Consider the following 23,876-nt stretch of genomic DNA (forward strand, 5'->3'; position numbering starts at 1 on the left):
CAGAAACCGCGGGAGCTTTCATGGACGCAGGCACCGAATCCCTCACCATCGATGAACTCGATATTCCGACCAGCCTCGATGAGGCCGCCGGAGCGGATTTCGTCGAGATGGTCGAGATGCGCAATAAGGTCGAGGCCGAGATCCTCGGGAACGATGATCTCGCGCCGACGGCGAAGGAACTGCTGCCGAAGTACTCCGATCCCTTCGCTCCCAAGCGGATCTTCCTCGCCCGTGTCGACGGGCGGATCGCCGGTCGAGCCGTGTACGAGTGGCAAATCGAGGAAGGCGTTCGCGCCGTCTTCTTCGAGATCCAGGTCGCGTCAGATGTGCGGCGGCGAGGCATCGGCACCACCCTTCTCGAGAAGATCGAGTCGACGGCGGCATCGGAGCACCGGGACATCCTGCAGTCGTGGAGTGAACACCGGCTCCCTGCCTCGACGAACCTTCTCCGCTCCCCCACCGGGTTCGGCGCTGTCGAGCGCGACGACCCGACCGTCCGCTTCGCCCTCGCGCATGGCTATTCGCTCGAGCAGGTCGACCGGATCTCGCGCATCGATCTGCCGGTCGACCATCGTGAACTGGCCGAGCGACGGAATGCCGCTGAACAGCACGCGTCCGGGTACGCGGTCGTCCAGTGGATCGGGCGGTGCCCCGAGCGGTGGCTCACCGACATGGCACGTCTTCACCAGAGGATGTCGACGGATGCCCCCTCCGCCGGCATCGAGTTCACAGAAGAGCAGTGGGATGAGAAGCGCATGGGCAACCTCGACGATATGAATGAGGCGGGAGGTCGCGTCAACCTCACGTCTGCGGCGCTGCACCTCGAGTCGGGGCACCTCGTCGGATACACCGACCTCGCGCTGCCCGAGATCGAAGGGCGCCCGGCGGTCCAGGAAGACACACTCGTACTCAAAGAGCACCGGGGACACCGCCTGGGCATGCTCCTCAAACTCGCGAACCTCGAACAGCTGATGCGGGTATCCCCGGAGACACCCCGGATCACGACGTTCAATGCCGAAGAGAACCGCCCGATGCTCGACGTGAACGAAGCGGTCGGATTCGTCGCCATCGGGTGCGAGGCGGCGTGGAAGAAGACCGTGCGACCGTAGTCGACGACCCGGACGCGGGCCGCGGCATCCGCTCGGGTGCGAGGTTGGGTCGATCGGGCCGAAAGGGTTGTTCCGAAACGACACGAACGACCCTTCAGGACCGATCGAATGCGTGAACCGCCCTTCGGGACCGATCGATGGCATCCGTCGATGGCCCACGAGCGTGAATCGCCACACTATGTCGCCAACAGCTCAAATGAAGAGCAGTTCGTGGCGAATCAGCTCGTCGCGGCAGCGCGAACAGCACTTTGGGGCAATTCGATGCGGTGCAGCGCGGAGTTGAAGCGCCTCAGCGCCGGCGCTGGCACCTCGGGCAGAAGTGCGACGACCGATTCATGAACTTCTCGCGCCGGATCACCGTGCCGCAGCGCGGGCACGGCTGCCCCTGCCTGCCGTAAGCGTTGAGGCTGTGCGCGAAGTACCCGGACGCCCCGTTCACGTTCACGTATTGGGCATCGAAACTCGTGCCACCCTCGGCCAGGGCCTTCGCCAGCACGGCACGCACCTCGGCGAGCAGAAGCGCGGCGCGACGCGTGGACAGCGACGCAGCGGGCTGCTCGTAGTGGATCTTTGCCGCCCACAGCGCTTCGTCGGCGTAGATGTTTCCGATTCCGGAGATGAGCGTCTGGTCGAGCAGGGCCCGCTTCGTGCCGGTGGCCTTGCGCCCGAGCAACATCAGAAAGCGTGCTTCGTCGAAGGCAGGGTCGATCGGGTCACGGGCGATGTGGGCGACCTGGCTCGGAACGAGCGGATCTCCGGCAACAGCACCGGTGTATCCGCCGGGGAACTCGTCGGGCGTTGGCAGCAGGGTATCCACCGCCATCCCGCCGAAGATGCGCTGGTCGACGAAGTTGATCAGCAGCTCGCCGTGATCCGGTGACTCGATCGCGAGGCGAACGCGGGTGAGCGGGTCGATGGTGCCAGGGCTCCTCAACAGCATCTGGCCGCTCATGCCCAGATGGGTGACGAGCGCGGTGCCGTTGTCGAGCGGAAACCAGAGAAACTTTCCCCGTCGCGCGGCCGCACGAATCGTCCGGCCTTCAAGAGCGGCGAGAAACGGGCCGGATGCCACGTCGTGGCGTTTCAGAGACCGGGAATCGAGAACCTCGACTCCGGTGATGAGAGCACCGCTGACGGCGGGTTCGAGGCCGGCACGAACGACCTCGACCTCAGGAAGCTCGGGCACTCAGCTCAGTCCACGCCGTGAGAGCAGCGGCCATCTCGGCGTGTTTCTTGCTCGTGCCCTTGCCGACGGCGGTGACGAGGTCGCCGACCGTGACCGTTGCGACGAAGACGCGATCGTGGTCGGGTCCTGAACTCTCCATCGTGTAAACGGGCGACGGTGCGTTGTGGGCAGCGGCGGCTTCCTGCAAGCTCGTCTTCGGGTCCATGGCAGCGCCAAACCGTGCGGGGTCCGCGAGGAGCGGTTCGACGAGCCGCAGCACGAGCGCACTCGCGGTCTCGAGCCCCTGGTCGATGTAGATGGCGCCGATGAGGGCTTCCATGGTGTCGGCGAGGATCGATGCTTTCTCGCGACCGCCCGTGAGCTCTTCACCACGGCCCAGCCGCAGATACTGACCGAGGCCGATGGTGTTGGCTATCTCGGCAAGCGCAACCGTCGACACGACACTCGCCCGCATCTTCGCGAGCGCTCCCTCGGGAAGATCCGGATGCTCGCGATAGAGCTTTTGCGTGACGGACAGGCCCAGAACGGAGTCGCCGAGAAACTCGAGGCGCTCGTTGTGCGGGATGCCGCCGTTTTCGTACGCGAAAGACCGGTGCGTGAGTGCGTGCTCGAGAATGTCCGGGTTAAGCGACACACCGAGGGTCGCAAGAAGCGGCCCTCGGTCTGTCAAGCTCTCTGCCATCTAAATGCGATGCAGTGGTGCTGGTCGCAGACTATACGTCGGCGACCTTGCGGCCCTTGTACTCCATGAAGAGTGCGGTGCCTGCGGAGTCTTCGACAACCTTCGCGCGGTGCGGGAGGCTGTAGGTGGTCTTGCCGTTTTCGACGGTCTTCACCAGGGTCGGGGGCGTGGCCTTCCACTGTGCACGGCGTGCACGGGTAGAGGCTCGTGACATTTTGCGCTTCGGAACAGCCATGTCTTATCTCTCTTCTTTGCTTACAGCATCCGAGTTGTCGGAGCCTGGGTCTGAGGAGAACCCGGCGAGCGCAGACCAGCGAGGATCGACGGTCTCTTGGGGTTCATTGTCCGGGATTTCGGCCAGCCGCTCGCCGGTCTCGGGGTCGAGTCCTGGGCAATCTGGCTGGCATACCGGCTGAAACGGCAGCGACAAAACCACTGCGTCCCTGATGAGAGGTTCAAGATCCACGTGGTCATCGTGAACCTCGTAGTCAGAGGCTTCGCTCCCAGAGTACGCGAAAAGTTCCTGAAACTCGACTTGGACACCCTGCTTGATGTCAGTCAGGCATCGGCCGCACTCTCCGACGGCCACGGTTTCGATCTCAGCGGTCACGAGAACGCCCTCGTGCACGGACTCGAGCCGGATGCGTTCATGCACCGGCGTGCCCGCCTGAACAGCGATCAGGCCCTCGCCAAATTGTTCGGGCGTGTTCACGACGAGGTCGTGTTCGCGCATTTCGCCCGGCTGGCGGACCAGGTCGCGGATATTGACCGCGAACGGCGATTTCTTGTTTTTACTCACACCCATGATTGTATCGGGCACACACCGCGTGGTCTGGGTGCCCCCTGAGTGAGGAGCCTCAGGCGGGCTCGGGTACGGGACCGCGGTACACCGGGGAGAGAATGGATGCCGGTGCGAGCGTTCCGCGCACCCGGTCGGCGATCCCCGCCTGGCGACGGAGAGCATCCGTCACCATCTCGGTGTTCTCGGCAAGGGCCGGCCCGCTGAGCCGACGGGCTGTCGTATCCGGGTCGGCAAAACGCGCCCGTTCGACCGCGTCGAGGAGGGCGTTGAGGGCCTCGCGCTCACTACTGCTGAAACCTGCCTTACCGGCGAGGACCGCAGAGAAGGCTCGCGGCGTGTCGGCGTCGCTGACCGGGAGCCCCCAATCCTGTGCGGCATCCGACACCTCGCGCCAGGCGGTGAGTGCCCCCGCTTTACCGGAACGGACGTTCGCGACCCGTGATCGTCTGCGGAACGCACGGAGAAGAGCGGGAGATCCGAGGATCAGCATCAGAACCGCTGCGGCGCCAACCATCGCCGCCGTCGACGGAGGTCCGACGACGCCACCTCCGGCTGCCTCCGTGGGCGATTGCGGTGCGACTGGAGCTTCGTCGGTCTGCTGCCGCTCTGCCTGCCGCGCGTCCTGCACGTCCCGGCCGTCGTTGCTGCTCGTCTCGGCGCGTGCGTAGTCCGGCACGACCCCTCGACCAGGCGTCGGTTCGAAGGGGACCCAGCCGACACCGGCGAAGTAGAGCTCCGGCCAGGCGTGCAGGTCATCTGTTCCGACGGTGTAGGTGCGCCGGGTCTCTGCGCCGACGACGCGGTCTCCCGGCAGGTATCCCAGTGAGATCCGGGCGGGGATCCCAGCCATCCGGGAGAGAATGGCCATCGCCGAGGAGAAGTGCACGCAGTATCCGCTCTTCTTCTCGAGGAACTCGGCAATCACGTCGAATCCGTCGCCGTCATAGCCGTCCTCAACGGGCGCTTCGACGGAGTACAGGAATTCGGTGCTTCGCAGGTACTGCTGGATCGCGAACGCGGTGTCATACGCGTTGGAGGTGTTCGCGGTCACCTCGGCGAGCGTTTCACCGAGAATCGCCGGGATCTCCTCGGGGACTTCGAGAAAGCGCTGGACGTTCGGGGGGATCGCGGGCTGCGCTGCGATGAGCTGCTCACGGGTCGGTTGAATCAAGACGCTCTCGGCGATGTAACTCTGACCTGCAGCGCTCGCCAGCCGGCTCGACAGCGTGAGGCCCTCGGTGTCCCACATCCATCGTCCGTCCGCGCCGAGCACGCGCACGCTGGGGAACGGCACCGGCAGCCACGGTGCGATCATCGCGTTCACCTGGATCGTGGTCGTCGTGGGCTCGGTGACGATGTCATCGGAGAGACCCGGAACAGCGATCATCGTGCTCGGCTCGTTGAGCTGACGGACCCGCTCGTCGCCGGCGGACCAGGTGGTGCCGTTGAACTGGTCGAGCGTCAGGAGTCGGAAGTACAGAGACTCGTCGGTCGTGGTCACGTAGGAGAACTGCTCGGCGCCGCCGGGGCGACGCAGATCCTTGCCGAGGTCGGCGAGCGGGCTCACCCCGCGCCCGAACACCGATCCCCCGCTCGACGGGAGCAGGCTCTCGCCGTTGTAGCCGGGCGCCGCGGCAGCGAAGACGAGCGAGCCCACGACGGCGAGTGCACCGATGCTGAGCATTCCGCCCGGGCGGCGGGAGTACATGCGTCGAACTCGCGTATCCGACCAGAGAACGACGAGGTAGGCGGCACCGCACAGGGCGAGGGCGACAAGGTTGATGTCACCGCTGACGAAACCCGGGATCAAGGCAATGGCGACGGCGGGAACACCGACGAACGCGGGAATCCGGGCGCCGATCGCGACCGCGTCGAGGAGGATCGCGAACGCTCCCGCTCCAACGGCGAGGACGAAACGGATGCCGATATCGGCATCCGCCGGGGTGCCCTGACTCGCGATGGATTGCAGACCCTGGCGGCCCAGGTCAACGAATGCACCGGCCGTCTCGAACGTCGGCACAACGAGCGCGAACGATTCGTCGGGCGCGAAGAACAGCACGAGCAGCGCCAGCCAGACCCCGGAGGCGATGAGCGTCGCGATCCATGTTCGCGCCCCGATCGATCGCGCGGCCGCCGCTGATGTCAGAACGATCGTGCCCATGAGGGCGATGCCCAGCCACCAGGACGCTCCGTCGAGAAGCGGGCTCAGCGTCGACACACTCATGACGTAGAGCAGGACGAGCGCCCAGCTGAGCGGCCAGAGGCGGTGAGCTGAGGATCGGCGCTCGGCCAGTTCGGCCTGGGCCCGGGTACGGATGCGACGTGGCGGCGTCGCCGACGGCCGCGCGTCCGGCCTGGGCGGACTAACGACGGACATGGTCACCACCCCGTGCGGCAACGGTCGCATCCCCGAAGGCGACGCGGGTCCAGGCTGCTTCGACGCTCGTCTGTTCGTCGGCGAGCACGGCTCTCCAGCCGGCGTCCGAGAGTGTGGTCAGCTCGTCGACATCCCGTGCCCGGGAACTCTCGGCCGCACGGGTGAGGAACACCACCGCCGGCGAAGCATTGACCTTCGCAGTGGCGAGACGTCGGGCACCGAGCGGCGACACCCGCCCGAGGACAGCGAACACGGGCATGACCGTTCCGGTGCGCCCGATGACCCGGTGGAGGCCTGCGCTGACGTCGTAGAGCTCGGGCACCGGGAACCGTTCGGCGTCGGCGAGGGTCTCGAGAAAACCGCCGGAGTCGCCGGAGGAGAAGCGGGAGATGCGGAACGGAACCGTGCCGTCCGCGAGAGGGACGGCATCCGTTGCGCTTTCGACGAGGGAGATCGCATAACCGGAATCGAGAAGGTGGATGCCGATCGACGCGGTGAGTTCCACCATCCGTTCGAAGTGAAGGCTCGATGTTGCGCCCGCTGCCGAGCCTTTGGTCGCCAGAGCGCTATCGAGGAGGAGCGTCGCTTCGGGGTCGCCCTCCTGCTCCTCCTGCCGGACCATGAGTTCACCGCGTCGCGCTGTCTGCCGCCAGTGCACACGGCGCAGCGGGTCGCCGGGGCGGTACTCACGAGCGATGAGCTCGTCGGCGCGTTGGGTGGCAAGGTGGCTCAGGTCATGCTGGGCACCGTCTCCGCTCGCGGATCGCAGCCCCGCGTCGGAGAGATCGGTCACCCGCGGGGTCACGATGAGGGGCTGGGGGTCAGCGATCCTCCGCTCCGTCGTGACGAGGCCGAACGGGTCACCATGGCGCACTCGAAACGGCCCGACGGAGTATCGTCCGCGCGAACCGGAGCGCAATTCGTACTCGAGAAGTGCCCGGTACCCGCGGACACTACCCGGGAGCCGGCGCGGGAGCTCGCCGCTCGGGGTCCGCGCGAAGACGGGCGGCACTTCGTCACGCCAGGAGGCGATCGCGGCGATGTCTTCGTCCCGGGTCTCGACGACGGTGCGGACGAGCGCGGGCTCTCCCACCGAGACGGAGGCTGGGGTGAAGGTTCGCACGGCGGACATCCGCGGGCGATGTGTTCTCACGTACACGGCGGATCCGGTGAACAGGAGAATCGGGAAGAGGAACAGAAAGATGCCCTCGCGCCGGTCGACCACTGTGGCGGCGACAAGGACGGCGCTCCCCACGAACAGCACACCCCAGCCTCGCACCGTCGGACGGACGGCACGGAACCGGCCTGACTGGGATGCCACGTCGGCTACCTCGTGTTGGACGGCGGAACGACGGCGGTGTCGACGATTCTGCCGACGAGGTCGGCGATCAGTTCGTCACCGTGCTGGTGGTGGCCGAGCGCCCGGCTGGTGGGCATGAGGCGATGGCCGAGGACGGGAAGGGCGAGTTCATCGATGTCGTCGGGCAGCACGAAGTCGCGGCCGGAGACGAGAGCGAGGCCCTTTGCCGCACGAACCAGCTGAAGAGTTGCCCGAGGGCTGGCGCCCAGCCGGAGGTCGGGGTGCGTCCGCGTTTGACGAACGATGCCGACCGCATACTCTTTGACGCTCGGCGAGACGTAGACGTTCCGGACGGACACCATCATGCGCCGGAGGGATGCGGCAGAAACGACGGGCTCGAGTGCGGCCAGCGGATTCGAGATGTCGCGGGTGGAGAGCATGCTCAATTCGGCGCCCTCGTCTGGGTACCCCATCGAAATCCGGGCCATGAATCGGTCACGCTGCGCTTCTGGGAGGGCATACGTGCCCTCCATTTCGATCGGGTTCTGGGTGGCGATGACGGTGAACGGACTCGACAGCGGGTACGTGGAGCCGTCGACGGTGACCTGGCGTTCCTCCATGCACTCGAGGAGAGCCGATTGCGTCTTCGGTGACGCTCGGTTGATTTCGTCACCGATGACGATGTTCGCGAAGACCGCGCCCGGCTTGAATTCGAACCGGCGATCAGCCTGGTTGTAGACCGAGATTCCCGTCACGTCGCTCGGCAGGAGGTCGGGGGTGAACTGGATCCGGCTGACCGTTGCGTGCACCGACCGGGCAAGCGCCTTCGCGAGCATTGTCTTGCCGACACCCGGAACGTCTTCGATGAGCAGGTGGCCTTCGGCGAGGAGAACGGTGAGCGCGGTGCGCACGGCAGCGTGCTTGCCGTCGATGACCGATTCGACGTTGCGGATGATGTCAGACGCGAGCCGATGTGCCTCAGCGGTCGGCATCCCCTCGACGTCGGCGTCAAGCACGGGTGAACCGTCGGTCGGTGCGTGCGTCGGCAGGCTGGTCATGATGCCTGCAGGAATCGGGCAACGGCTGGCGGGACATACGGGCTGACGTCACCGCCGAGACCGGACACCTGGCGGACCAGGGAACTGGATACGTGGGCATGTGCCGGGTCGGGGAGCATGAAGATCGTCTCAACACCGGCGAGGTGGCGGTTCACGATGGCCATCGGTGTTTCGTACGCGACGTCCACCTGCGACCGGATACCTTTCACGAGCACAGATGCCCCGACATCCGTCGCGTAGTCCACGAGAAGTCCCATGCTCCACGAGGCGACCGTGATGTTTCCGGGGTCGCCGGCATCCGTGATCGATCGTTCGAGGAGAGACACCCGCTCGGAGATCGGCAACAGTGCTGTCTTGCCTGGGTTGTGCACAACGAGGACATGGAGCTCGTCGAACAGGCCGGCTGCCCGCTGGATCACATCCATGTGACCGAGGGTGACGGGGTCAAACGAGCCGGGAACGACAGCGATCCTCTTCATGTTTTCAGCCTACCGGGGAGGTTTGCCACCCGGCCACGGTCATCAGAAAACCGTCAGGGAGAGAGCGACCCCCGTTCGAGCCGCCGGACGCCGCTAGTTCTTCGAGAGCGCTGCCCGGGTGACGGCGTCCACGCGCTGCTCGAGGGCCGCGCGAAGGACGGGATGCTCCGACAGCGCCGGGTCCGAGTCGAGGACCGCTGCTGCCTCGGACCGCGCCAGGGCGATGAGATCCCCGTCGTGCACGACCCGGAGAAGTTTCAGCGATGACCGGCCGCCGGACTGCGCGCTGCCGAGGACGTCGCCCTCCTGCCGGAGTTCGAGGTCGACCTGGGCGAGTTCGAAGCCGTCGAGGGTCGCCGCAACCGCGTCGACACGTTCCCGTGCAATGCTGCCCGGCTCGGCTGCGGTGACGAGCAGGCAGAGGCCCGGCAGCCCGCCACGGCCGACGCGGCCGCGCAGCTGGTGCAGCTGGGACACACCGAACCTGTCGGCGTCGAGCACGACCATGGCCGCGGCGTTGGGTACGTCGACGCCGACCTCGATCACGGTCGTCGCCACGAGAACGTCGATGCCGCCCGCCGCGAAGAGGCGCATGATGGCATCCTTCTCGTCGCTCGGCATCCGTCCGTGAAGCGCCGCAAGCCGGAGAGACGTGGTGGCTTCAGTAGCTGTGAGTTCGGCGAGGGTCCCGACGACGGTTGCACGGGGGCGCTCCGGTTTGCCTTCCGGCTCCGCGGGCTCGACGTTGACGGGCGGTTCACCGTCGTCCTCCGGCTCGCCGACGTCGATCGCCGGGCAGACCACGAACGCCTGCCTGCCTGCTGCGACTTCTTCGGCGACGCGCGTCCAGACGCGGTGGATCCAGGCTGGGTGGTCGACGAGGCCGACCACGAAGGTTTCGATGCCGGCCCGGCCAACGGGCAGTTCCCGGATCGTGCTGACGTCGAGGTCGCCGAAGACCGTCATGGCGACGGTGCGTGGGATCGGGGTCGCCGTGAGCACGAGGACGTGCGGCGGTCGGTGCCCCTTCTGCCGGAGCGTCTCGCGCTGTTCGACGCCGAACCGGTGCTGCTCATCGACGACCACGAGCCCGAGGTCGTAGAAGGTCACGTTCTCGCTCAGCAGGGCGTGGGTGCCGATGACGATCTTTGCCTGCCCGCTGACGATGCGGAGCATCGCCTTCCTGCGCTCTGCGGCGGGCATCTGCCCGGTCAGGAGCGTGGGCATGAGTGTCGCCGAGAGATCGGGGCCGAGCGACTTGACGATGGAGCGCAGGTGCTGGCCCGCGAGTACCTCGGTCGGGGCGAGGAGCGCCGCCTGACCGCCGGACTCGGCGACGGTGAGCATCGCCCGCAGGGCAACGAGCGTTTTGCCCGAGCCCACTTCGCCCTGCACCAGCCGGTTCATCGGAACGGCGCTTGCGAGGTCGTCGGCGATCTCGCGACCGACGTCCTGCTGGTCGCCGGTCAGAGTGAATGGGAGCGCGGCGTCGAAGCGTTCGAGCAATCCGCCCGCGGCTGGAACCCTCGGTTCGGTCTCCTCAAAGCGGGCGATCTGCCGCTGCTGCAGGAGAGCGGCCTGCAGGAGGAATGCCTCCCGGTGGCGCAGGGTGTCGCGCGCGACGTGCCAGTCGGCATCCGTTTGTGGGCGGTGGATCTTTTCGATCGCTTCGCTGTATCCGAGAAGGTTCTCGCGCTCGCGGACCTCCTCCGGCAGAGGGTCAGGAAGTGGATCGAGGCTGTCGAGCACGAGCGACATGGCCTTGGCCAGTTGCCAGCTCGCGACACTAGCTGTCGCGGGGTAGATCGGAATGGGCGTCATCGCCCATTTGCGGGCTGCGTCGGAACCCGTGCCCTGCGCTGCCGCGTCGAAGAGTTCGTAGTCGGGGTGAGCGAGCTGCAGCGCACCCTTGTAGTCGCCGACCTTGCCGGCGAAAATACCGCGCACGCCGGGCGCGAGCTCTTTGGTGCGCCAGGACTGGTTGAAGAAGGTGAGGATGAGGATGCCCTGGCCGTCGGTGATCCGGACCTCGAGGATCGATCCGCGGCGGGCCTTCATGGGGCGTTCGCGCACATCGAATACTTCGGCCACGATCGTCACGTTTTCGCCGACGGGGATGCGGCTGAGCGCGGTCAGCTCTCCCCGGGTTGCGTACCGACGCGGGTAGTGCTCGAGGAAGTCACCGATCGTGACGATGCCGAACGCTCGCTTGAATGCTGCTGCCGTGCGGCCGCCGAGAACTCCGTCGAGTTTCGTGGCGGTCGGGTCGGTCGGCATACTCCGAGTCTAGGCACCGGCACCGACGCTTCCCCGCCCACACCGAGGGTACTGTTGGCGGGTGACGAGAATCGTGTCCGGGTTTGCCGGTTCCCTGCCCCTCAAGGTGCCGAAGTCGGGCACCCGGCCCACGAGCGATCAGGTGCGCGAGGCGATGTTCTCCGCTCTCGACGCCCGCGATGCCGTCGACGGGGCCCAGGTGCTCGATCTCTACGCCGGTTCAGGTGCGCTCGGCCTCGAAGCTGCGAGCCGCGGAGCCGTCGAGGTCGTGCTGGTCGAACGGGCTGCCTCGGCAGCTGCGGTCTGCAAGGACAACGCTCGCGCAGTGCAGAAGGCGGCGCCGACCCCCCTCACGGTGACGGTCGCGGCACGGTCGGTTCAGAGCTACCTCGAGTCCGCCGTCGGTACCTTCGACCTCGTCTTTCTGGACCCGCCGTACGATTTGCCGGAGTCCGAGCTGACGGCGAACCTTGCCCTGCTCCCCCGCGTTCTCGGCGCCGATGCACTCGTCGTGGTCGAGCGCAGCAAACGTACTCCCGAACCCACCTGGCCGGACGGGCTCGTCCCGATCCGCTCGAAGAAGTACGGCGAGACCCTCGTCTGGTGGGCGGAACCAGCGCCCGCCGCGTAGTCTCCAGGCCTCGCCGCGCTCCCGCCGGGCGTTGCTCGGCCACTAATCGCTGGACAACCGCATTGCTCGGTCAGTAATGGCTGAAAGTTAGCTCCAACTCGGACCAAAAGCGGCCGAGCAACGAACCGGGCGCCTCACGCCGGCTCAGCCGGCGTGCCCGTCCCAGCCGACGTAGGGGTCCCAGCCGAGCACGCCGCCGACATCCGCCCCATCGAGGGTGACACCGCTCCCGCTCTCGATCCGCCCGATGGGCCGGAAGCCCCGAGGCAGGGTCACCTCCGGCGGGAACGTCGCGAGCAGTGCGTGGTCCTCTCCCCCGCGCAGCGCAGCCTCCGGGTTGTCGCCGAGGGCACTCCGGAACACATCGACGCGCACCCCGCTGGCCTTGGCAATCCGAGCAGCATCGAGCGCGAGCCCGTCCGAGACGTCGAGCATGGCGGATGCTCCGGCGACGGCCGCATCGACACCAGAGACAATCGGGGGCGACGGAGCGAGTTGCGCCCCAACGAGGTCCGGCTCGCGGGCGCGCAGCGCTACAGCCGCCGCGGCATCCGGACCGCCGTCCGAATCGACGGCCTGTTCGAACAGCAGACGTAATCCGGTTGCGGCCCGGCCGGCGTCCCCCGCGAGAGCGAGGACGTCGCCCGATCGCGCACCGCTCCGCAGCACCGGGGGTCGCCCCTCGAGGTCGCCGAACGCTGTGATGGCAAGAGTCAGGGTGTCGGAGACGGACATGTCGCCCCCGACAACGCCACATCCGGGAGCGAGCTGTGCGCAGGCATCCCGCAGCCCCATCGAGATGCCCTCGAGGACGCTCACCGCAGTGCCGCGCGGTGCGGCGATGGCGACGAGGAGTCCCGTCGGCCTGGCGCCCATGGCGGCGACGTCGGCAAGGTTGGATGCGGCGGCTTTCCAGCCGAGGTCGTGGGGCGTAGACCAGGCCACGCGGAAGTCGGGGCCGTGCACCATCATGTCGGTCGTCGCGACGAACCGGCCGTCAGGGGCCGCGAGGACAGCGGCGTCGTCGCCGGGTCCGAGCAACTGGCTGTCGGACACCGGGAGCAGAGGGAAAATCCTGTCGAGCACCGCGAGCTCGTGCACGTCGCCGACAGTGTCAGTGCTCTCGCCAGGACCGGCGTTCTCTCCGCGTTCGCTCATGCGTTCAACGGTAGCCTGAGAGGGATGATCTCCCGCACCGCGCTCCGCTCCCTCACCGGCACTTCGTTGCTCGTCGTCCTCGCGACGACCCTGCTCACCGGTTGTGTCCAGGCCGTTCCCCTCGAACCGGCCGACAACGCCAACGACCCGGCGTGTGCCGACGTGACCGTGCGGCTTCCGGACACCGTTGCTGACAAGCCGAAGCGCGAAACGTCCGCCCAGGCAACGGGTGCGTGGGGAACCCCCGCCGCCGTCATCCTGCACTGCGGTGTCGCCGTGCCGGGTCCGACCACCGATGCCTGCATCGCGCTCAACGGTGTCGACTGGATCGCCGATGAGTCGGATGCCGCGGACGACACCTACCGGTACACCACCTACGGGCGCGAGCCGGCGATCGAGGTCGTCATCAACGCGGATGCCGAGACCGGCGGCGTCTCGGGGACGACGGCTCTCATCGACCTGACCTCTGCCGTGCAGGCGATCCCGGCCACGTCGGCGTGCATCTCACCCGACGACGTTCTCGACTGAATCCTGGCGTCACACGCCACGAATTCACTCACGACGGACGGATTCATCCAGCGCGCCGGGTGAATCCCGTCCGTATCGAGTGAAACTCGTCGTCAGGCGCCGCGACGCGCAGCTGCAACGTCGAGAAGCTCGGTGATGAGGTCGCCGTAGCTGAGGCCAGACGCGATCCAGCAGCTCGGGAACATCGAGATCGGGGTGAAGCCCGGCATCGTGTTGACCTCGTTGACGATAATCGAACCGTCCGGCTGGAGAAAGAAATCGACGCGGGCGAGCCCCTCTGCACCGATCGCCTCGAATGCGCGAACGGCGATCCACTGCAGCTTTTCGAGCATCTCGGGTGGCAGGTCAGCCGGGCAGATCAGGTCGATGCCCGGAGCATCGAGGTACTTGGCGTCGAAGTCGTAGAACTCGCGACCCGAGATCACAATCTCACCGGCGACGGATGCCCGGGCGGGCTGCCCCGGACGGCCTCCGAGAACCGCGATCTCGACCTCGCGACCAGGAACACCGGCCTCGATGAGAACCTTCGAGTCCTCGGCGAGGGCGACGCGCATGGCGGCATCCATCTCCGACGCCGTGGACACGCGGCTGACGCCGACGCTGGACCCGGCGCGGGCCGGCTTGACGAACACGGGAGAACCGAGCACCGAAAGCGCCTCCACAGCGAGCTGCGGGTTGGAGCGGTACTCGATGTCGGTCACCGTGCGCCACGGCGCGACGGTGATTCCAGCGTGCTCGAGAACGGTCTTGGTGAAGTGCTTGTCCATGCCGAGGGCAGAGGCGAGCACGCCACTGCCGACGTACGGGTAGCCGACGAGCTCGAGCATGCCTTGCAGCGTGCCGTCCTCGCCGTACGGTCCGTGCAGGATCGGAAAGACGATGTCGGGGTTGCCGAGCGACCGCTCGGTTCCATCGGCGTCGACGACGCGCAACTCGCGGGTGCGGATGCTGTCTGGCCAGCGCACGCGCGATCCGTTGTCGACGACTTCAGGAAGCCGGGTGGGATCGAGTGCGAACTTCTCCGGCTCGTCCTCCTCGAGGACAAACGCGCCGTCGCGGGTAATCCCTACCGGGATCACATCAAAAAGGTTACGGTCAATCGCCGCGAGGACTCCGCCCGCCGTCGCGCAGCTGATCGAATGCTCGCTTGATCGACCTCCAAACAACACCACCACCAGGCGCTTCTGCGTCATCGTTGATCCTTTCGCCCTGGGGCTCGTCGCTGTCTGTCGTGAGGTGAGGTGCAATGTCTTTGGGGTCGAGCGTGCCGTCGAGAACCTGCTTGACCTGCTCCACGATCGGCATTTCCACACCGATGGACCGGGCCAGTTCGAGCACGGGCGCCACCGAGGCGAGGCCCTCAGCGGTCTGCTGCATCTGCTTGACCACCGCCGAGAAACTATATCCCTGACCGAGCAGTCGCCCGGCCGTGTTGTTCCGTGAGAGCGGCGACTGGCAGGTGGCGATGAGGTCACCGAGTCCGGCAAGGCCGGAGAGCGTTTCGGCCTGGGCGCCCTGGGCCACAGCGAAGTCCGTCATCTCGACGAGGCCGCGGGTGATGATCGACGCCTTGGTGTTCTCGCCGTAGCCGACACCGTCGACGATGCCGATCGCGACCGCGATGAGGTTCTTCAGAACGCCGCCGAATTCGGTACCGATGACATCCGTGTTCACGAACGTCCGGAAGTAGCGGTTACGAGCGAGGAGTGCGACGGCCTGGGCGGTCTCGAGACTGACGGAGGAGATGACGGCGGCCGTCGGCTGTTCCCGCGCGATCTCGAGGGCGAGGTTCGGCCCGGATGCCACGGCGATGCGACTCGGGTCGATCTCCAGTCCCTGGCGGATCACCTCGCTCATCCGCAGACCGGAGCGTTTCTCGACGCCCTTCATGAGCGACACGACGATCGTCTCAGGCTCGAGGAAGGGCCGGATGGCAACGAGATTGTCTCGCAGCGTCTGGCTGGGAACGGCGATGAACACCTGCTGAGCACCGCGAAGGGCCTCGGCGAGGTTGGACGTCGCCGTGAGGTTGGGCGGCAACTGGACCCCGGGCAGGTAGTCGCTGTTGCGGTGCTGCTTCGCGATCTCGCGAGCGAGTTCGGGGCGACGCGCCCACATGGTGACGTCGGCGCCGCCGTCGGCGAGGATCTTGCCGAATGTGGTTCCCCAGCTACCGGTGCCGAGCACCGTCACGCGTGCCGGGGCGGTGAGTCGTCGGCTCAAAATCGGCCTGTGTCCTTCTGATTGTGTTTGCTGGGATCCCACGGCTCGCGCGGGGCTTTCTCTCCCCGGAGATCCTCGAGCAGGGTCGTGATGTCTTTCATGACAACGGCTGTTGCCTCAGCGAGAGTGGATGAGTTCAGAGGCAGGTCCGTGAACGCGGACAGGTCGACCGGGTCTCCGACCTTGACGTCGATCGGCTTGGGCGGGAAGAAGCTGATCTTGCGCGAGTACCTCGCCATGACCTTGTCCGTGCCCCAGTGAGCGATCGGAATGATCGGGATGCCTTGGGCCAAAGCGACCCGGACGGCTCCGGTCTTTCCTCGCATCGGCCACAGATCGGGATCACGCGTAAGCGAGCCCTCGGGATAGATGACAACGCCCTGCCCGCGTTCGACGAGCACGCCTCCGGCTTGAACCGGGTCGTTCCCGCGAGTGGATCCGGCGCGTTCGACCGGGATCTGCCCGGACTTGGTGAGCAGGGTACCGATGACGGGCACCTTGAACAATCCGGCCTTTGCCATGAACCTCGGCGCTCGTCCCATCTTCCAGACGGCGACACCGATGACGATCGGGTCGATTTCGCTGAAATGGTTCGGGGCGAGGATGAACGGGCCCGAGATGGGCAGCTTGTGCCCATCCCGGATCCGGATCTTCATCATCAGTCCGGCTGGCGGGAGCGCGATCGAGGCCAGGAGCCAGTAGATCGACGGTTTGGTTTTTTCGGGACTCGCCCGTCGGTGCTTCTCAGATTTCGTCACGGGCCGATCAGCCTTCGAGAACGAAGTCGGCTCCCAGCTGCTCCAGCTTGGTGATGAATTTCTCGTAACCGCGGCTGATGATGCCGACGTTGGAGACCCTGGACGTTCCCTCCGCGCTGAGAGCTGCGATGAGGTGCGAGAATCCGCCGCGAAGGTCCGGCACAACGATGTCGGCACCGCGCAGGTGCGTCGGTCCGGAGATGACGGCGGAGTGGTTGAAGTTCCGCTGGCCGAACCGGCAGGCCTGCCCGCCGAGGCATTCCTTGTGAACCTGGATCGTCGCACCCATCTCGACGAGGGCGTCGACAAAGCCGAAGCGCTGTTCGTACACGGTCTCGTGAACGATCGACACACCCTTCGCCTTGGTGAGGGCGACCACGAGCGGCTGCTGCCAGTCCGTCATGAAGCCGGGGTGAACATCCGTCTCGATGATGACGGGGTTCAGCTGCGTGCCCGGGTGGTAGAAACGGATGCCGTCATCAGCGATGTCGAACTTGCCGCCGACCTTGCGGTAAACGTTGAGGAAGGTGAGCATCTCGGGCTGGCGTGCGCCGCCGACGAAAATGTCGCCCTCGGTCGCAAGAGCCGCGGCAGCCCAGCTGGCGGCCTCGTTGCGGTCGAACAGTGCTGTGTGCGAGTAGCCCTCGAGCCGCTCGACACCCTCGATCCGGATGACCCGGTCGGTGTCGACCGTGATGATCGCACCCATCTTCTGCAGGATGTTGATGAGGTCCATGATCTCGGGCTCGATCGCTGCACCGCGAAGCTCGGTGATTCCGTCGGCACGAACAGCGGTCAGGAGAACCTGCTCGGTGGCGCCGACGCTCGGGTACGGCAGGTGCACCTTCGTGCCCTTGAGACCGTTGGGGGCAGACATCCGGATGCCGCTTGGCAGCTTCTCGACGATGGCACCGAACTGGCGGAGTACCTCGAGGTGGAAGTCGATCGGGCGGTCACCGATGCGGCATCCGCCGAGGTCGGGGATGAAGGCTTCGCCGAGACGGTGGAGCAGCGGGCCACAGAACAGGATCGGGATCCTGCTGGAGCCGGCGTGGGCGTCGATATCGGCCATGTGGGCGCTCTCGACGTTGGACGGGTCGAGGTGGAGTACACCCTCTTCGTCGCTCGTGACCTTGACGCCGTGGACGTCGAGAAGGCCGCGGACTACCCGGACGTCACTGATGTCAGGAACATCACGCAGGATGCTGGGGGTCTCGCCCAGGATCGCCGCAACCATGGCCTTCGTAACCAGGTTCTTGGCACCCTTGAGTTCGATGCGGCCGCGGAGAGGACGCCCGCCCTGGATGGTGATGGTGTCGCCGGTGAGGCCCACGCTGGCTCCTGCCCGTGATGCATCCTGAAGAAGTGAAGTCAAAAGTGGTACCTGCGCTGCCTTACTTGATGGGAAGAGTCGTGGGTCGCCATGACTCCCTTGAGCCCTCGAATTGGGTGATCTGTGCTTCGTTGCGCAGGGTGAGGCCGATGTCATCGAGCCCTTCGAGGAGCCGCCACCTAGTGTAATCATCGATTTCGAAAGAAACCGTGAGGTCACCGATAGCGGCAGTTTGTGCAACCAGATCCACCGTGATCTCTATTCCCGGCTGTTTTTCGATGAGGGCCCAGATCTTTTTCGTGTCGTCCTCGGAGATCTGCGCGGCGAGCAAACCCTGCTTACCGGAGTTGCCGCGGAAGATGTCGCCGAATCGTGCGCTGAGCACCACCTGGAAACCGAAGTCGCGAAGAGCCCACACGGCGTGTTCCCGCGACGATCCGGTTCCGAAGTCCGGCCCGGCGACGAGTACCTTCGCCCCCTTGAACTCGGGCCTGTTGAGCACGAAGTCCGGGTCCTGGCGCCAGCCGGCGAAAAGGGCATCTTCGAATCCGGTCTTTGTGACGCGCTTCAGGTAGACAGCCGGGATGATCTGGTCGGTGTCGACGTTGGACCGCGTGAGCGGCGCGGCGATTCCGGTGACTGTGGTGAATTTCTCCATGGTCAGTGCGCTCCTTCGAGGTCAGCGGGGCTGGACAGGGTTCCGCGGATGGCGGTGGCTGCCGCGACGAGCGGTGACACGAGGTGCGTGCGTCCGCCCTTGCCCTGGCGACCTTCGAAGTTGCGGTTACTCGTTGACGCGCAACGTTCCCCTGGCGCGAGCTGGTCCGGGTTCATCCCGAGGCACATCGAGCATCCGGCGAAGCGCCACTCGGCCCCGAACGCGGTGATGATCTTGTCGAGGCCTTCTGCCTCAGCTTCGAGCCGAACGCGTGCGGATCCCGGGACGACCATGACGCGGACGCCGTCGGCCTTCTTCTTGCCTTCGATGACGGATGCGAACGCGCGGAGGTCTTCGATCCGGCTGTTGGTGCATGAACCCATGAACACGGCGTCGACGGGGATCTGCTTCATTGGCATACCAGCAGTGAGGTCCATGTACTCGAGGGCACGCTCAGCGGCTGCCCTTTCGTTGGGGTCCGTAATCCCGTGAGGGTCAGGGACCGAGTCGCTGAGCGACACTCCCTGGCCGGGATTCGTTCCCCAGGTGACGAACGGATCGAGAGTGTCTGCATCGAGGAAGACTTCGGCGTCGAACGAGGCACCCTCGTCTGTCGCGAGCGTGTTCCAGTACTCGACAGCGGCATCCCAGTCATCGCCTTCCGGCGCGTGGGGGCGACCCTTGAGGTAGGCGTATGTCGTCTCATCCGGAGCGACCATGCCGGCGCGTGCGCCGGCTTCGATCGACATGTTGCAGATCGTCATGCGGCCCTCCATCGAGAGCGCACGAATGGCGGAGCCGCGGTATTCGAGAACGTAGCCCTGCCCTCCGCCTGTCCCGATCTTGGCGATGACCGCGAGGATGATGTCCTTGGCCGTGACGCCGGGGCGGAGGGTGCCCTCGACATTGATCGCCATGGTCTTGAAGGCCTTCAACGGAAGCGTCTGGGTCGCGAGGACGTGCTCGACCTCGCTGGTACCGATACCGAATGCCATCGCGCCGAAAGCACCGTGAGTGGAGGTGTGTGAGTCTCCGCAGACGACGGTGATGCCCGGCATGGTCAGGCCGAGCTGCGGCCCGACGACGTGGACGATGCCCTGCTCGACGTCACCGAGGGAGTGGAGCCGTACGCCGAACTCTTGAGCGTTTCTGCGGAGAGTCTCGATCTGCGTGCGGCTCGTGAGGTCCGCGATCGGCTTGTCGATCGCGAGCGTCGGAGTGTTGTGGTCTTCGGTCGCGATCGTCAGGTCTGGTCGGCGTACCGGCCGGCCGGCGAGCCGGAGCCCGTCGAACGCCTGCGGGCTCGTGACCTCGTGGACAAGGTGAAGGTCGATGTAGATGAGGTCGGGAGTTCCGTCCTCACCCTTGGCGACGAGGTGGTCTTCCCACAGCTTCTCAGCCAGCGTGCGTGGCTGGCGGGCAGGTGCGGCATGTTTCGGGTGACCTGTCGACGGCGCGCTGTCAGCGGTCGGGGTTGTGTTCTGTTGCATCAGTGTCCTCGCAAGAATGGATGGATCAGGCAAGACGAACCCCGCGACGGGGAGGCCTGGAAGTTAGGCCCCGTCGCGGCAACTAAGAAGCAGACCGAACAGCACGAGACCCAGATTATCACTCGCGGTCACATTCGACGGGGACCGACGTCATATGCGGCCTGCGGGCGGGCACCGTAATGTCAGTGGTCGGGTGTGTACTGGGGGTATGAAGTTCCCGGTCACATCGGTTATCCACAGCCTCCCGGTGAGGCTGGGTGTGGGTGGGTTCATGTCAGTGGTCGGGTGTGTACTGGACTCATGAAAACCTCCGCCAGCACTGCTCCCCCGGCCTTCGAGGCGCCGGGTGTTGAGAATGTGCTGGGCGCAGAGGTGCCGGGGGTTGAGGGTGTGCTGGATGGGGTGATCGCCGCGTTGGCGGTCGCGGTCGAGTCGATCGGGTTGGACCAGCTGTCCCGGTTGCCGGCACAGTCGGTGCTGTCGATCCTGTCCAAAACCGCGGCGCTGGGCCGTGGGGTGGATGCGATCCTCGCCGCGGCGGCGAATGATGTCGCGGTGCGCTCAGACCCGGTGTTCGGCAGTGAGGGGCTCGCGGCCCGGTTGAACTACGCCCGCCCATCACACCTGGTGGAGCAGGTCACCGGAATGTCAGCTGCGGCAGCGGCCCGGCTGATCCGGGTCGGCGCCCGCACCAGCCCCAGGGTTCGGGTCGGCCAACCGTTACCGGCATTGTTCCCGGTAGTGAAAGATGCCCTGCAGGGCGGGTTGATCGGGATCGAAACCGCCGACGTGATCACCAGGGAACTCGCCACCGCCGCACCCCGCGCCGATGTTGAGCATTTGACCGCGGCGGAACAGTTCCTGGTCGGTCAGGCCACCGGCCGAACCGGCCACACCGGTATCGCTCTGCCAACCGATCTGGTCGCGATCCAGGCTCGGCAGTGGCGGGACCGGCTCGACGCCGACGGAATCGAACCCCGAGCCGAGAAAGCGTTCCACAACCGGGACTTCTGGATCTCCCGCCGTGTCAGAAACGGTGTGATGAAGTTCGGCGGCCAGGTCACCCCCGACGTCGGCGGTAAACTCCACGCCCTCCTCGACGCCGTCCTCAGCCCCCGCACCACCGCCCGCTACCAACCCACCGCCCCTGATACCGACACGGAAGCCGTTGACGCGACCGACGGCACCCTGTTTGCAATCGACCGCCCCACCGGTCCCAGCGACGACGCCGAAGAAGGCAGCACAGGTGGAGCCACCGGGCAGAGCGAACAGGCGGGGCGGGTGCGGGATCCCCGCACCCCCGGCCAGCAGCGCGCCGACGTGTTCGCCGCGATGATCGACTCCCTCGCCCGCTCCACCGACACCCCCACCGTCTCCGGCGCCTCCCCCACCGTGATCGTCCGCGTCACCGCCAACGTCCTCGAACAAGAACACGGCACCGGGCAAATCGTCGGGATCCCCGACCCGATCGCCTACTCCGCGATCAAACAAATCCTCTGCGACAGCAGCACCATCCCCATCTACCTGAAACCCGACGGCGGTATCGCCGCGATCGGCATCGAGAAACGAAAATTCAACCGGACCCAACGCGCAGGAATGATCGCCCGCGACGGACCCACCTGCGCCATCCCCGACTGCCAGATCCCCGGCACCGCCTGCGAAGCCCACCACATCACGGAATACCACAACGGTGGACCCACCCACGTCGACAACGGCATCCTGCTCTGCTGGTTCCACCACCACATGGTCGACACCGGAATCTTCACCATCACCATCAGTAACGGAAAACCCGTCATCGACGTCCCCGACTGGCTCACCCGCCGCCCCTACTTCCACTGACACCAATCAAGCACGAACACGACCGCAGAGACTCGACGCTCAACCGCGGAGTGAGATCGAGCACCGTTTAGGAGGCGGACGTCGATTCCTGAAGGGCAAGAACCGGGTGCGCGCTAACTCGCAGCTTCGCGGCCCTAAGATTTACCCCGCGCTTCCTTCCCGTCCCCCTGCCCCAGGAGCTCCGTGTCCTCTCTTCCGACCCCGCCGTCCCGCAGCCTCGCCATCACGAGCATCGGTTACATGATCTTCCTCAGCCGCTGGCTGCAGGCGCCGCTGTATCTCGGCCTCATCGTCGCTCAGGTCATCTATGTGTGGGTCTTCGTGCAGGAGTTGTGGCACCTCGGTGACGAGGTGATCAATCACTCGGCTGCAGTGACCGAGGCGAGCGTCATGCTCGCTGTACTCGGGCTGATCGACGTCGTCATGATTGCGAACCTGCTGATCATGGTGATCATCGGCGGGTACGAAACCTTCGTGTCGAAGATCAACCTCAATGGTCACCCCGATCAGCCCGAATGGCTGTCGCACGTGAACGCCAACGTCCTCAAGGTCAAACTCGCGATGGCCATTATCGGCATCTCGTCGATCCACCTTCTCAAGACCTTCATCGAGGTTGGCAACATGACGGATGCCGGAAGCGGTCAGGAGGTCACGGACGAGAACTACACCTCGCTCGGTGTCTTCTGGCAGGTTGTCATTCACATGGTCTTCATTGTTTCGGCCCTCGCCCTCGCCGCGATCGACCGCATGTCAAAACACACGATTGCGCCCCCCGGAGCTGCGCTCGCGGGGACCAGCCGACACGATGCGCCGGTGGCAGGAGCACTCGAACAGAGACTCACCGACACCCACATCGAAAAGGACACCATCGCTCGCGCCGCCGAGCGTCCGTCGATAAGAAGGTGACTGCACTTTCAGCACTGAACGGTTGTCGTCGCGCAGTGCCACGCTGAAAGCTCCGGCGGCGCTTCAGCGCCGACCAGCCGCGAGTGAGAGCACCCGCTCGAGTGGTCCACGACCGGCAACAGCACGCCACACACTCGCGCCGACGAGTGAGGTGACGGTGAGACCGATCAGAAGTGGCCAGCCGGGATAGTCCAGGCCACCGGAGTCGCGGGCGCCCGCCGCCATGGCGAGCACGACGATCTGGGCGGTGTAGACCGTGAGGGCCAGGGCACCCGCTGACCCCACCGGCCAGAGCACGATGCGAACCGTTCCAGCGAACGGACCCGCAGAGGTGATCAGGAGAAGAAGGCCGAGGATGGCGAGCGCGAGCCCGCCCGACCCGAGGATTTCGGCCGTCGACCCGGTATGCGCCGTCGCCGTGACGCCGATGAGCAGCGCCGCACCCCCGTATCCCGCAACCGCCGCGGAAACACCGCCAGCGAGCAGCCAGACCTGGGTTCGGCGACGGTCCAGCCCTGACCGGGCAGCGATCAGCCCGGCAAGAAGCAACGGAAGCCACACGAGGGCCGGGTACGAGCCGGTCAGCAGATACTCACGAAGCACGTCGGGAACGGATGCCGGAGGCCTCTCCCCCTGGTCGACCGCGTCTGCGAGCACAGGCGCCCCGAACAACACGAGGACCGCCACACCCGCGAGCACCGCACGGGAGGCAAACAGCAGGGGAAGTACGAGGAGAAACATGACCGCGTAGTAATCGAGAATGATCGCAATCTCGCTTCCGAGCGTCCAGAGCAGGAGGCCAAGGAGAAACACGAACAACGTCCGGATCAGCACCACCTGCACGATCCGGCTCCGGGAGCCTCGAGCGGGAGGATGTGTCCCTCCGGAGAGCAACCCCATCGAGACTCCGGCGAGGGTCGCGAACAGGATTGATGAGCGACCGTCGACGAGGAGTTCGGTTTCGTCTGCCCTCGGCATCGCGTGGGCAGCGAACATCCCGAGGATCGCGAGCCCGCGAGCGATGTCGACGGCATCGATCCGGCCGGGTGTGTCGATCCCCCGGCCGGACATGTCGTTATCCC

The 23,876-nt window shown here is 65.9% G+C and carries 22 protein-coding genes; 5 read left to right on the top strand and 17 right to left on the bottom strand.

What is annotated here, in order from left to right; genetic code table 11:
* Nucleotides 1-20: 20 nt before the first annotated feature.
* Nucleotides 21-1,109, top strand: coding sequence for a GNAT family N-acetyltransferase (locus ACWA1Q_RS08820; RefSeq protein WP_463756722.1), 1,089 nt, complete (start codon nucleotides 21-23; stop codon nucleotides 1,107-1,109).
* A 289-nt stretch (nucleotides 1,110-1,398) separates the two neighbouring features.
* Here ACWA1Q_RS08820 and mutM read toward each other — a convergent pair whose 3' ends face one another.
* The 9 genes from mutM to ACWA1Q_RS08865 all read right to left on the bottom strand — a co-directional run bounded on the left by mutM (nucleotide 1,399) and on the right by ACWA1Q_RS08865 (nucleotide 11,270).
* Nucleotides 1,399-2,295, bottom strand: a complete 897-nt coding sequence (gene mutM / locus ACWA1Q_RS08825) for a bifunctional DNA-formamidopyrimidine glycosylase/DNA-(apurinic or apyrimidinic site) lyase (RefSeq protein ID WP_463756723.1) — start codon at nucleotides 2,293-2,295, stop codon at nucleotides 1,399-1,401.
* Complete coding sequence (gene rnc, locus ACWA1Q_RS08830; RefSeq protein WP_463756725.1) at nucleotides 2,279-2,977, bottom strand: ribonuclease III; 699 nt, start codon at nucleotides 2,975-2,977, stop codon at nucleotides 2,279-2,281. The genes mutM and rnc overlap by 17 nt, the downstream gene beginning before the upstream one ends.
* Nucleotides 2,978-3,008: 31 nt before the next feature.
* The gene (rpmF, locus tag ACWA1Q_RS08835) at nucleotides 3,009-3,212 is read right to left on the bottom strand and encodes a 50S ribosomal protein L32 (protein WP_121674044.1); all 204 of its coding nucleotides are present in this window, start codon (nucleotides 3,210-3,212) and stop codon (nucleotides 3,009-3,011) included.
* 3 nt (nucleotides 3,213-3,215) lie between these two features.
* Nucleotides 3,216-3,782 carry a YceD family protein gene (locus ACWA1Q_RS08840; RefSeq protein WP_463760821.1) on the bottom strand — a complete coding sequence of 189 codons (567 nt, stop codon included), beginning with the start codon at nucleotides 3,780-3,782 and terminating at the stop codon, nucleotides 3,216-3,218.
* 52 nt (nucleotides 3,783-3,834) lie between these two features.
* Nucleotides 3,835-6,156 (bottom strand): transglutaminase TgpA family protein, encoded by a 2,322-nt coding sequence (locus ACWA1Q_RS08845; protein ID WP_463756726.1) that lies wholly within the window; start codon nucleotides 6,154-6,156, stop codon nucleotides 3,835-3,837.
* On the bottom strand, nucleotides 6,143-7,477 hold the full coding sequence (locus tag ACWA1Q_RS08850; protein ID WP_463756728.1) for a DUF58 domain-containing protein: 1,335 nt from the start codon (nucleotides 7,475-7,477) through the stop codon (nucleotides 6,143-6,145). Before ACWA1Q_RS08850 ends, ACWA1Q_RS08845 begins: the two co-directional genes overlap by 14 nt.
* Before the next feature lie 5 nt (nucleotides 7,478-7,482).
* Entirely contained in the window at nucleotides 7,483-8,514 is a 1,032-nt protein-coding gene (locus tag ACWA1Q_RS08855; RefSeq protein ID WP_463756730.1) for an AAA family ATPase, read from the bottom strand.
* The gene (gene coaD, locus ACWA1Q_RS08860) at nucleotides 8,511-8,993 is read right to left on the bottom strand and encodes a pantetheine-phosphate adenylyltransferase (RefSeq protein WP_463756731.1); all 483 of its coding nucleotides are present in this window, start codon (nucleotides 8,991-8,993) and stop codon (nucleotides 8,511-8,513) included. Before coaD ends, ACWA1Q_RS08855 begins: the two co-directional genes overlap by 4 nt.
* 93 nt (nucleotides 8,994-9,086) lie before the next feature.
* On the bottom strand, nucleotides 9,087-11,270 hold the full coding sequence (locus tag ACWA1Q_RS08865) for an ATP-dependent DNA helicase RecG (RefSeq protein WP_463756733.1): 2,184 nt from the start codon (nucleotides 11,268-11,270) through the stop codon (nucleotides 9,087-9,089).
* 61 nt (nucleotides 11,271-11,331) lie between these two features.
* On the opposite strand from ACWA1Q_RS08865, the gene rsmD reads away from it, so the two are divergent.
* A complete protein-coding gene (rsmD, locus tag ACWA1Q_RS08870; protein ID WP_463756735.1) occupies nucleotides 11,332-11,901 on the top strand; it encodes a 16S rRNA (guanine(966)-N(2))-methyltransferase RsmD in 570 nt (189 codons plus the stop codon).
* A gap of 144 nt (nucleotides 11,902-12,045) precedes the next feature.
* Here the strand turns inward: rsmD and thiL are convergent, their stop codons facing one another.
* Nucleotides 12,046-13,059: a thiamine-phosphate kinase gene (gene thiL / locus ACWA1Q_RS08875; protein WP_463756736.1), complete on the bottom strand. Its 1,014-nt coding sequence runs from the start codon at nucleotides 13,057-13,059 to the stop codon at nucleotides 12,046-12,048.
* 24 nt (nucleotides 13,060-13,083) lie between these two features.
* Between thiL and ACWA1Q_RS08880 the strand changes: the two genes are divergently transcribed.
* The gene (locus tag ACWA1Q_RS08880) at nucleotides 13,084-13,587 is read left to right on the top strand and encodes a DUF3515 family protein (RefSeq protein ID WP_463756738.1); all 504 of its coding nucleotides are present in this window, start codon (nucleotides 13,084-13,086) and stop codon (nucleotides 13,585-13,587) included.
* Between the two features lie 92 nt (nucleotides 13,588-13,679).
* Here the strand turns inward: ACWA1Q_RS08880 and ACWA1Q_RS08885 are convergent, their stop codons facing one another.
* From ACWA1Q_RS08885 to leuC, 6 genes are read right to left on the bottom strand one after another with little or no spacing between them, the layout of a single operon-like run.
* Nucleotides 13,680-14,780 carry a D-alanine--D-alanine ligase family protein gene (locus ACWA1Q_RS08885; RefSeq protein ID WP_463756740.1) on the bottom strand — a complete coding sequence of 367 codons (1,101 nt, stop codon included), beginning with the start codon at nucleotides 14,778-14,780 and terminating at the stop codon, nucleotides 13,680-13,682.
* A complete protein-coding gene (locus tag ACWA1Q_RS08890; protein ID WP_463756741.1) occupies nucleotides 14,683-15,810 on the bottom strand; it encodes an NAD(P)H-dependent glycerol-3-phosphate dehydrogenase in 1,128 nt (375 codons plus the stop codon). Before ACWA1Q_RS08890 ends, ACWA1Q_RS08885 begins: the two co-directional genes overlap by 98 nt.
* On the bottom strand, nucleotides 15,807-16,568 hold the full coding sequence (locus ACWA1Q_RS08895; RefSeq protein WP_463756743.1) for a lysophospholipid acyltransferase family protein: 762 nt from the start codon (nucleotides 16,566-16,568) through the stop codon (nucleotides 15,807-15,809). The genes ACWA1Q_RS08890 and ACWA1Q_RS08895 overlap by 4 nt, the downstream gene beginning before the upstream one ends.
* 7 nt (nucleotides 16,569-16,575) lie before the next feature.
* On the bottom strand, nucleotides 16,576-17,943 hold the full coding sequence (gene murA, locus ACWA1Q_RS08900) for a UDP-N-acetylglucosamine 1-carboxyvinyltransferase (RefSeq protein WP_463756745.1): 1,368 nt from the start codon (nucleotides 17,941-17,943) through the stop codon (nucleotides 16,576-16,578).
* Nucleotides 17,944-17,962: 19 nt separating this feature from the next.
* Entirely contained in the window at nucleotides 17,963-18,559 is a 597-nt protein-coding gene (gene leuD, locus ACWA1Q_RS08905; RefSeq protein ID WP_463756747.1) for a 3-isopropylmalate dehydratase small subunit, read from the bottom strand.
* Nucleotides 18,560-18,561: 2 nt separating this feature from the next.
* Entirely contained in the window at nucleotides 18,562-20,049 is a 1,488-nt protein-coding gene (leuC, locus tag ACWA1Q_RS08910; RefSeq protein ID WP_463756749.1) for a 3-isopropylmalate dehydratase large subunit, read from the bottom strand.
* Between the two features lie 300 nt (nucleotides 20,050-20,349).
* Between leuC and ACWA1Q_RS08915 the strand changes: the two genes are divergently transcribed.
* Together ACWA1Q_RS08915 and ACWA1Q_RS08920 are read left to right on the top strand one after the other, a co-directional pair.
* Entirely contained in the window at nucleotides 20,350-21,888 is a 1,539-nt protein-coding gene (locus tag ACWA1Q_RS08915) for an HNH endonuclease signature motif containing protein (protein WP_463756750.1), read from the top strand.
* Between the two features lie 183 nt (nucleotides 21,889-22,071).
* Entirely contained in the window at nucleotides 22,072-22,794 is a 723-nt protein-coding gene (locus tag ACWA1Q_RS08920; RefSeq protein ID WP_463756751.1) for a TIGR00645 family protein, read from the top strand.
* A gap of 63 nt (nucleotides 22,795-22,857) precedes the next feature.
* Here ACWA1Q_RS08920 and ACWA1Q_RS08925 read toward each other — a convergent pair whose 3' ends face one another.
* The gene (locus ACWA1Q_RS08925) at nucleotides 22,858-23,865 is read right to left on the bottom strand and encodes a DUF418 domain-containing protein (RefSeq protein WP_463756753.1); all 1,008 of its coding nucleotides are present in this window, start codon (nucleotides 23,863-23,865) and stop codon (nucleotides 22,858-22,860) included.
* Between the last annotated feature and the right edge of the window lie 11 nt (nucleotides 23,866-23,876).

The organism is Mycetocola sp. TRD_SC_2 (assembly GCF_055361225.1).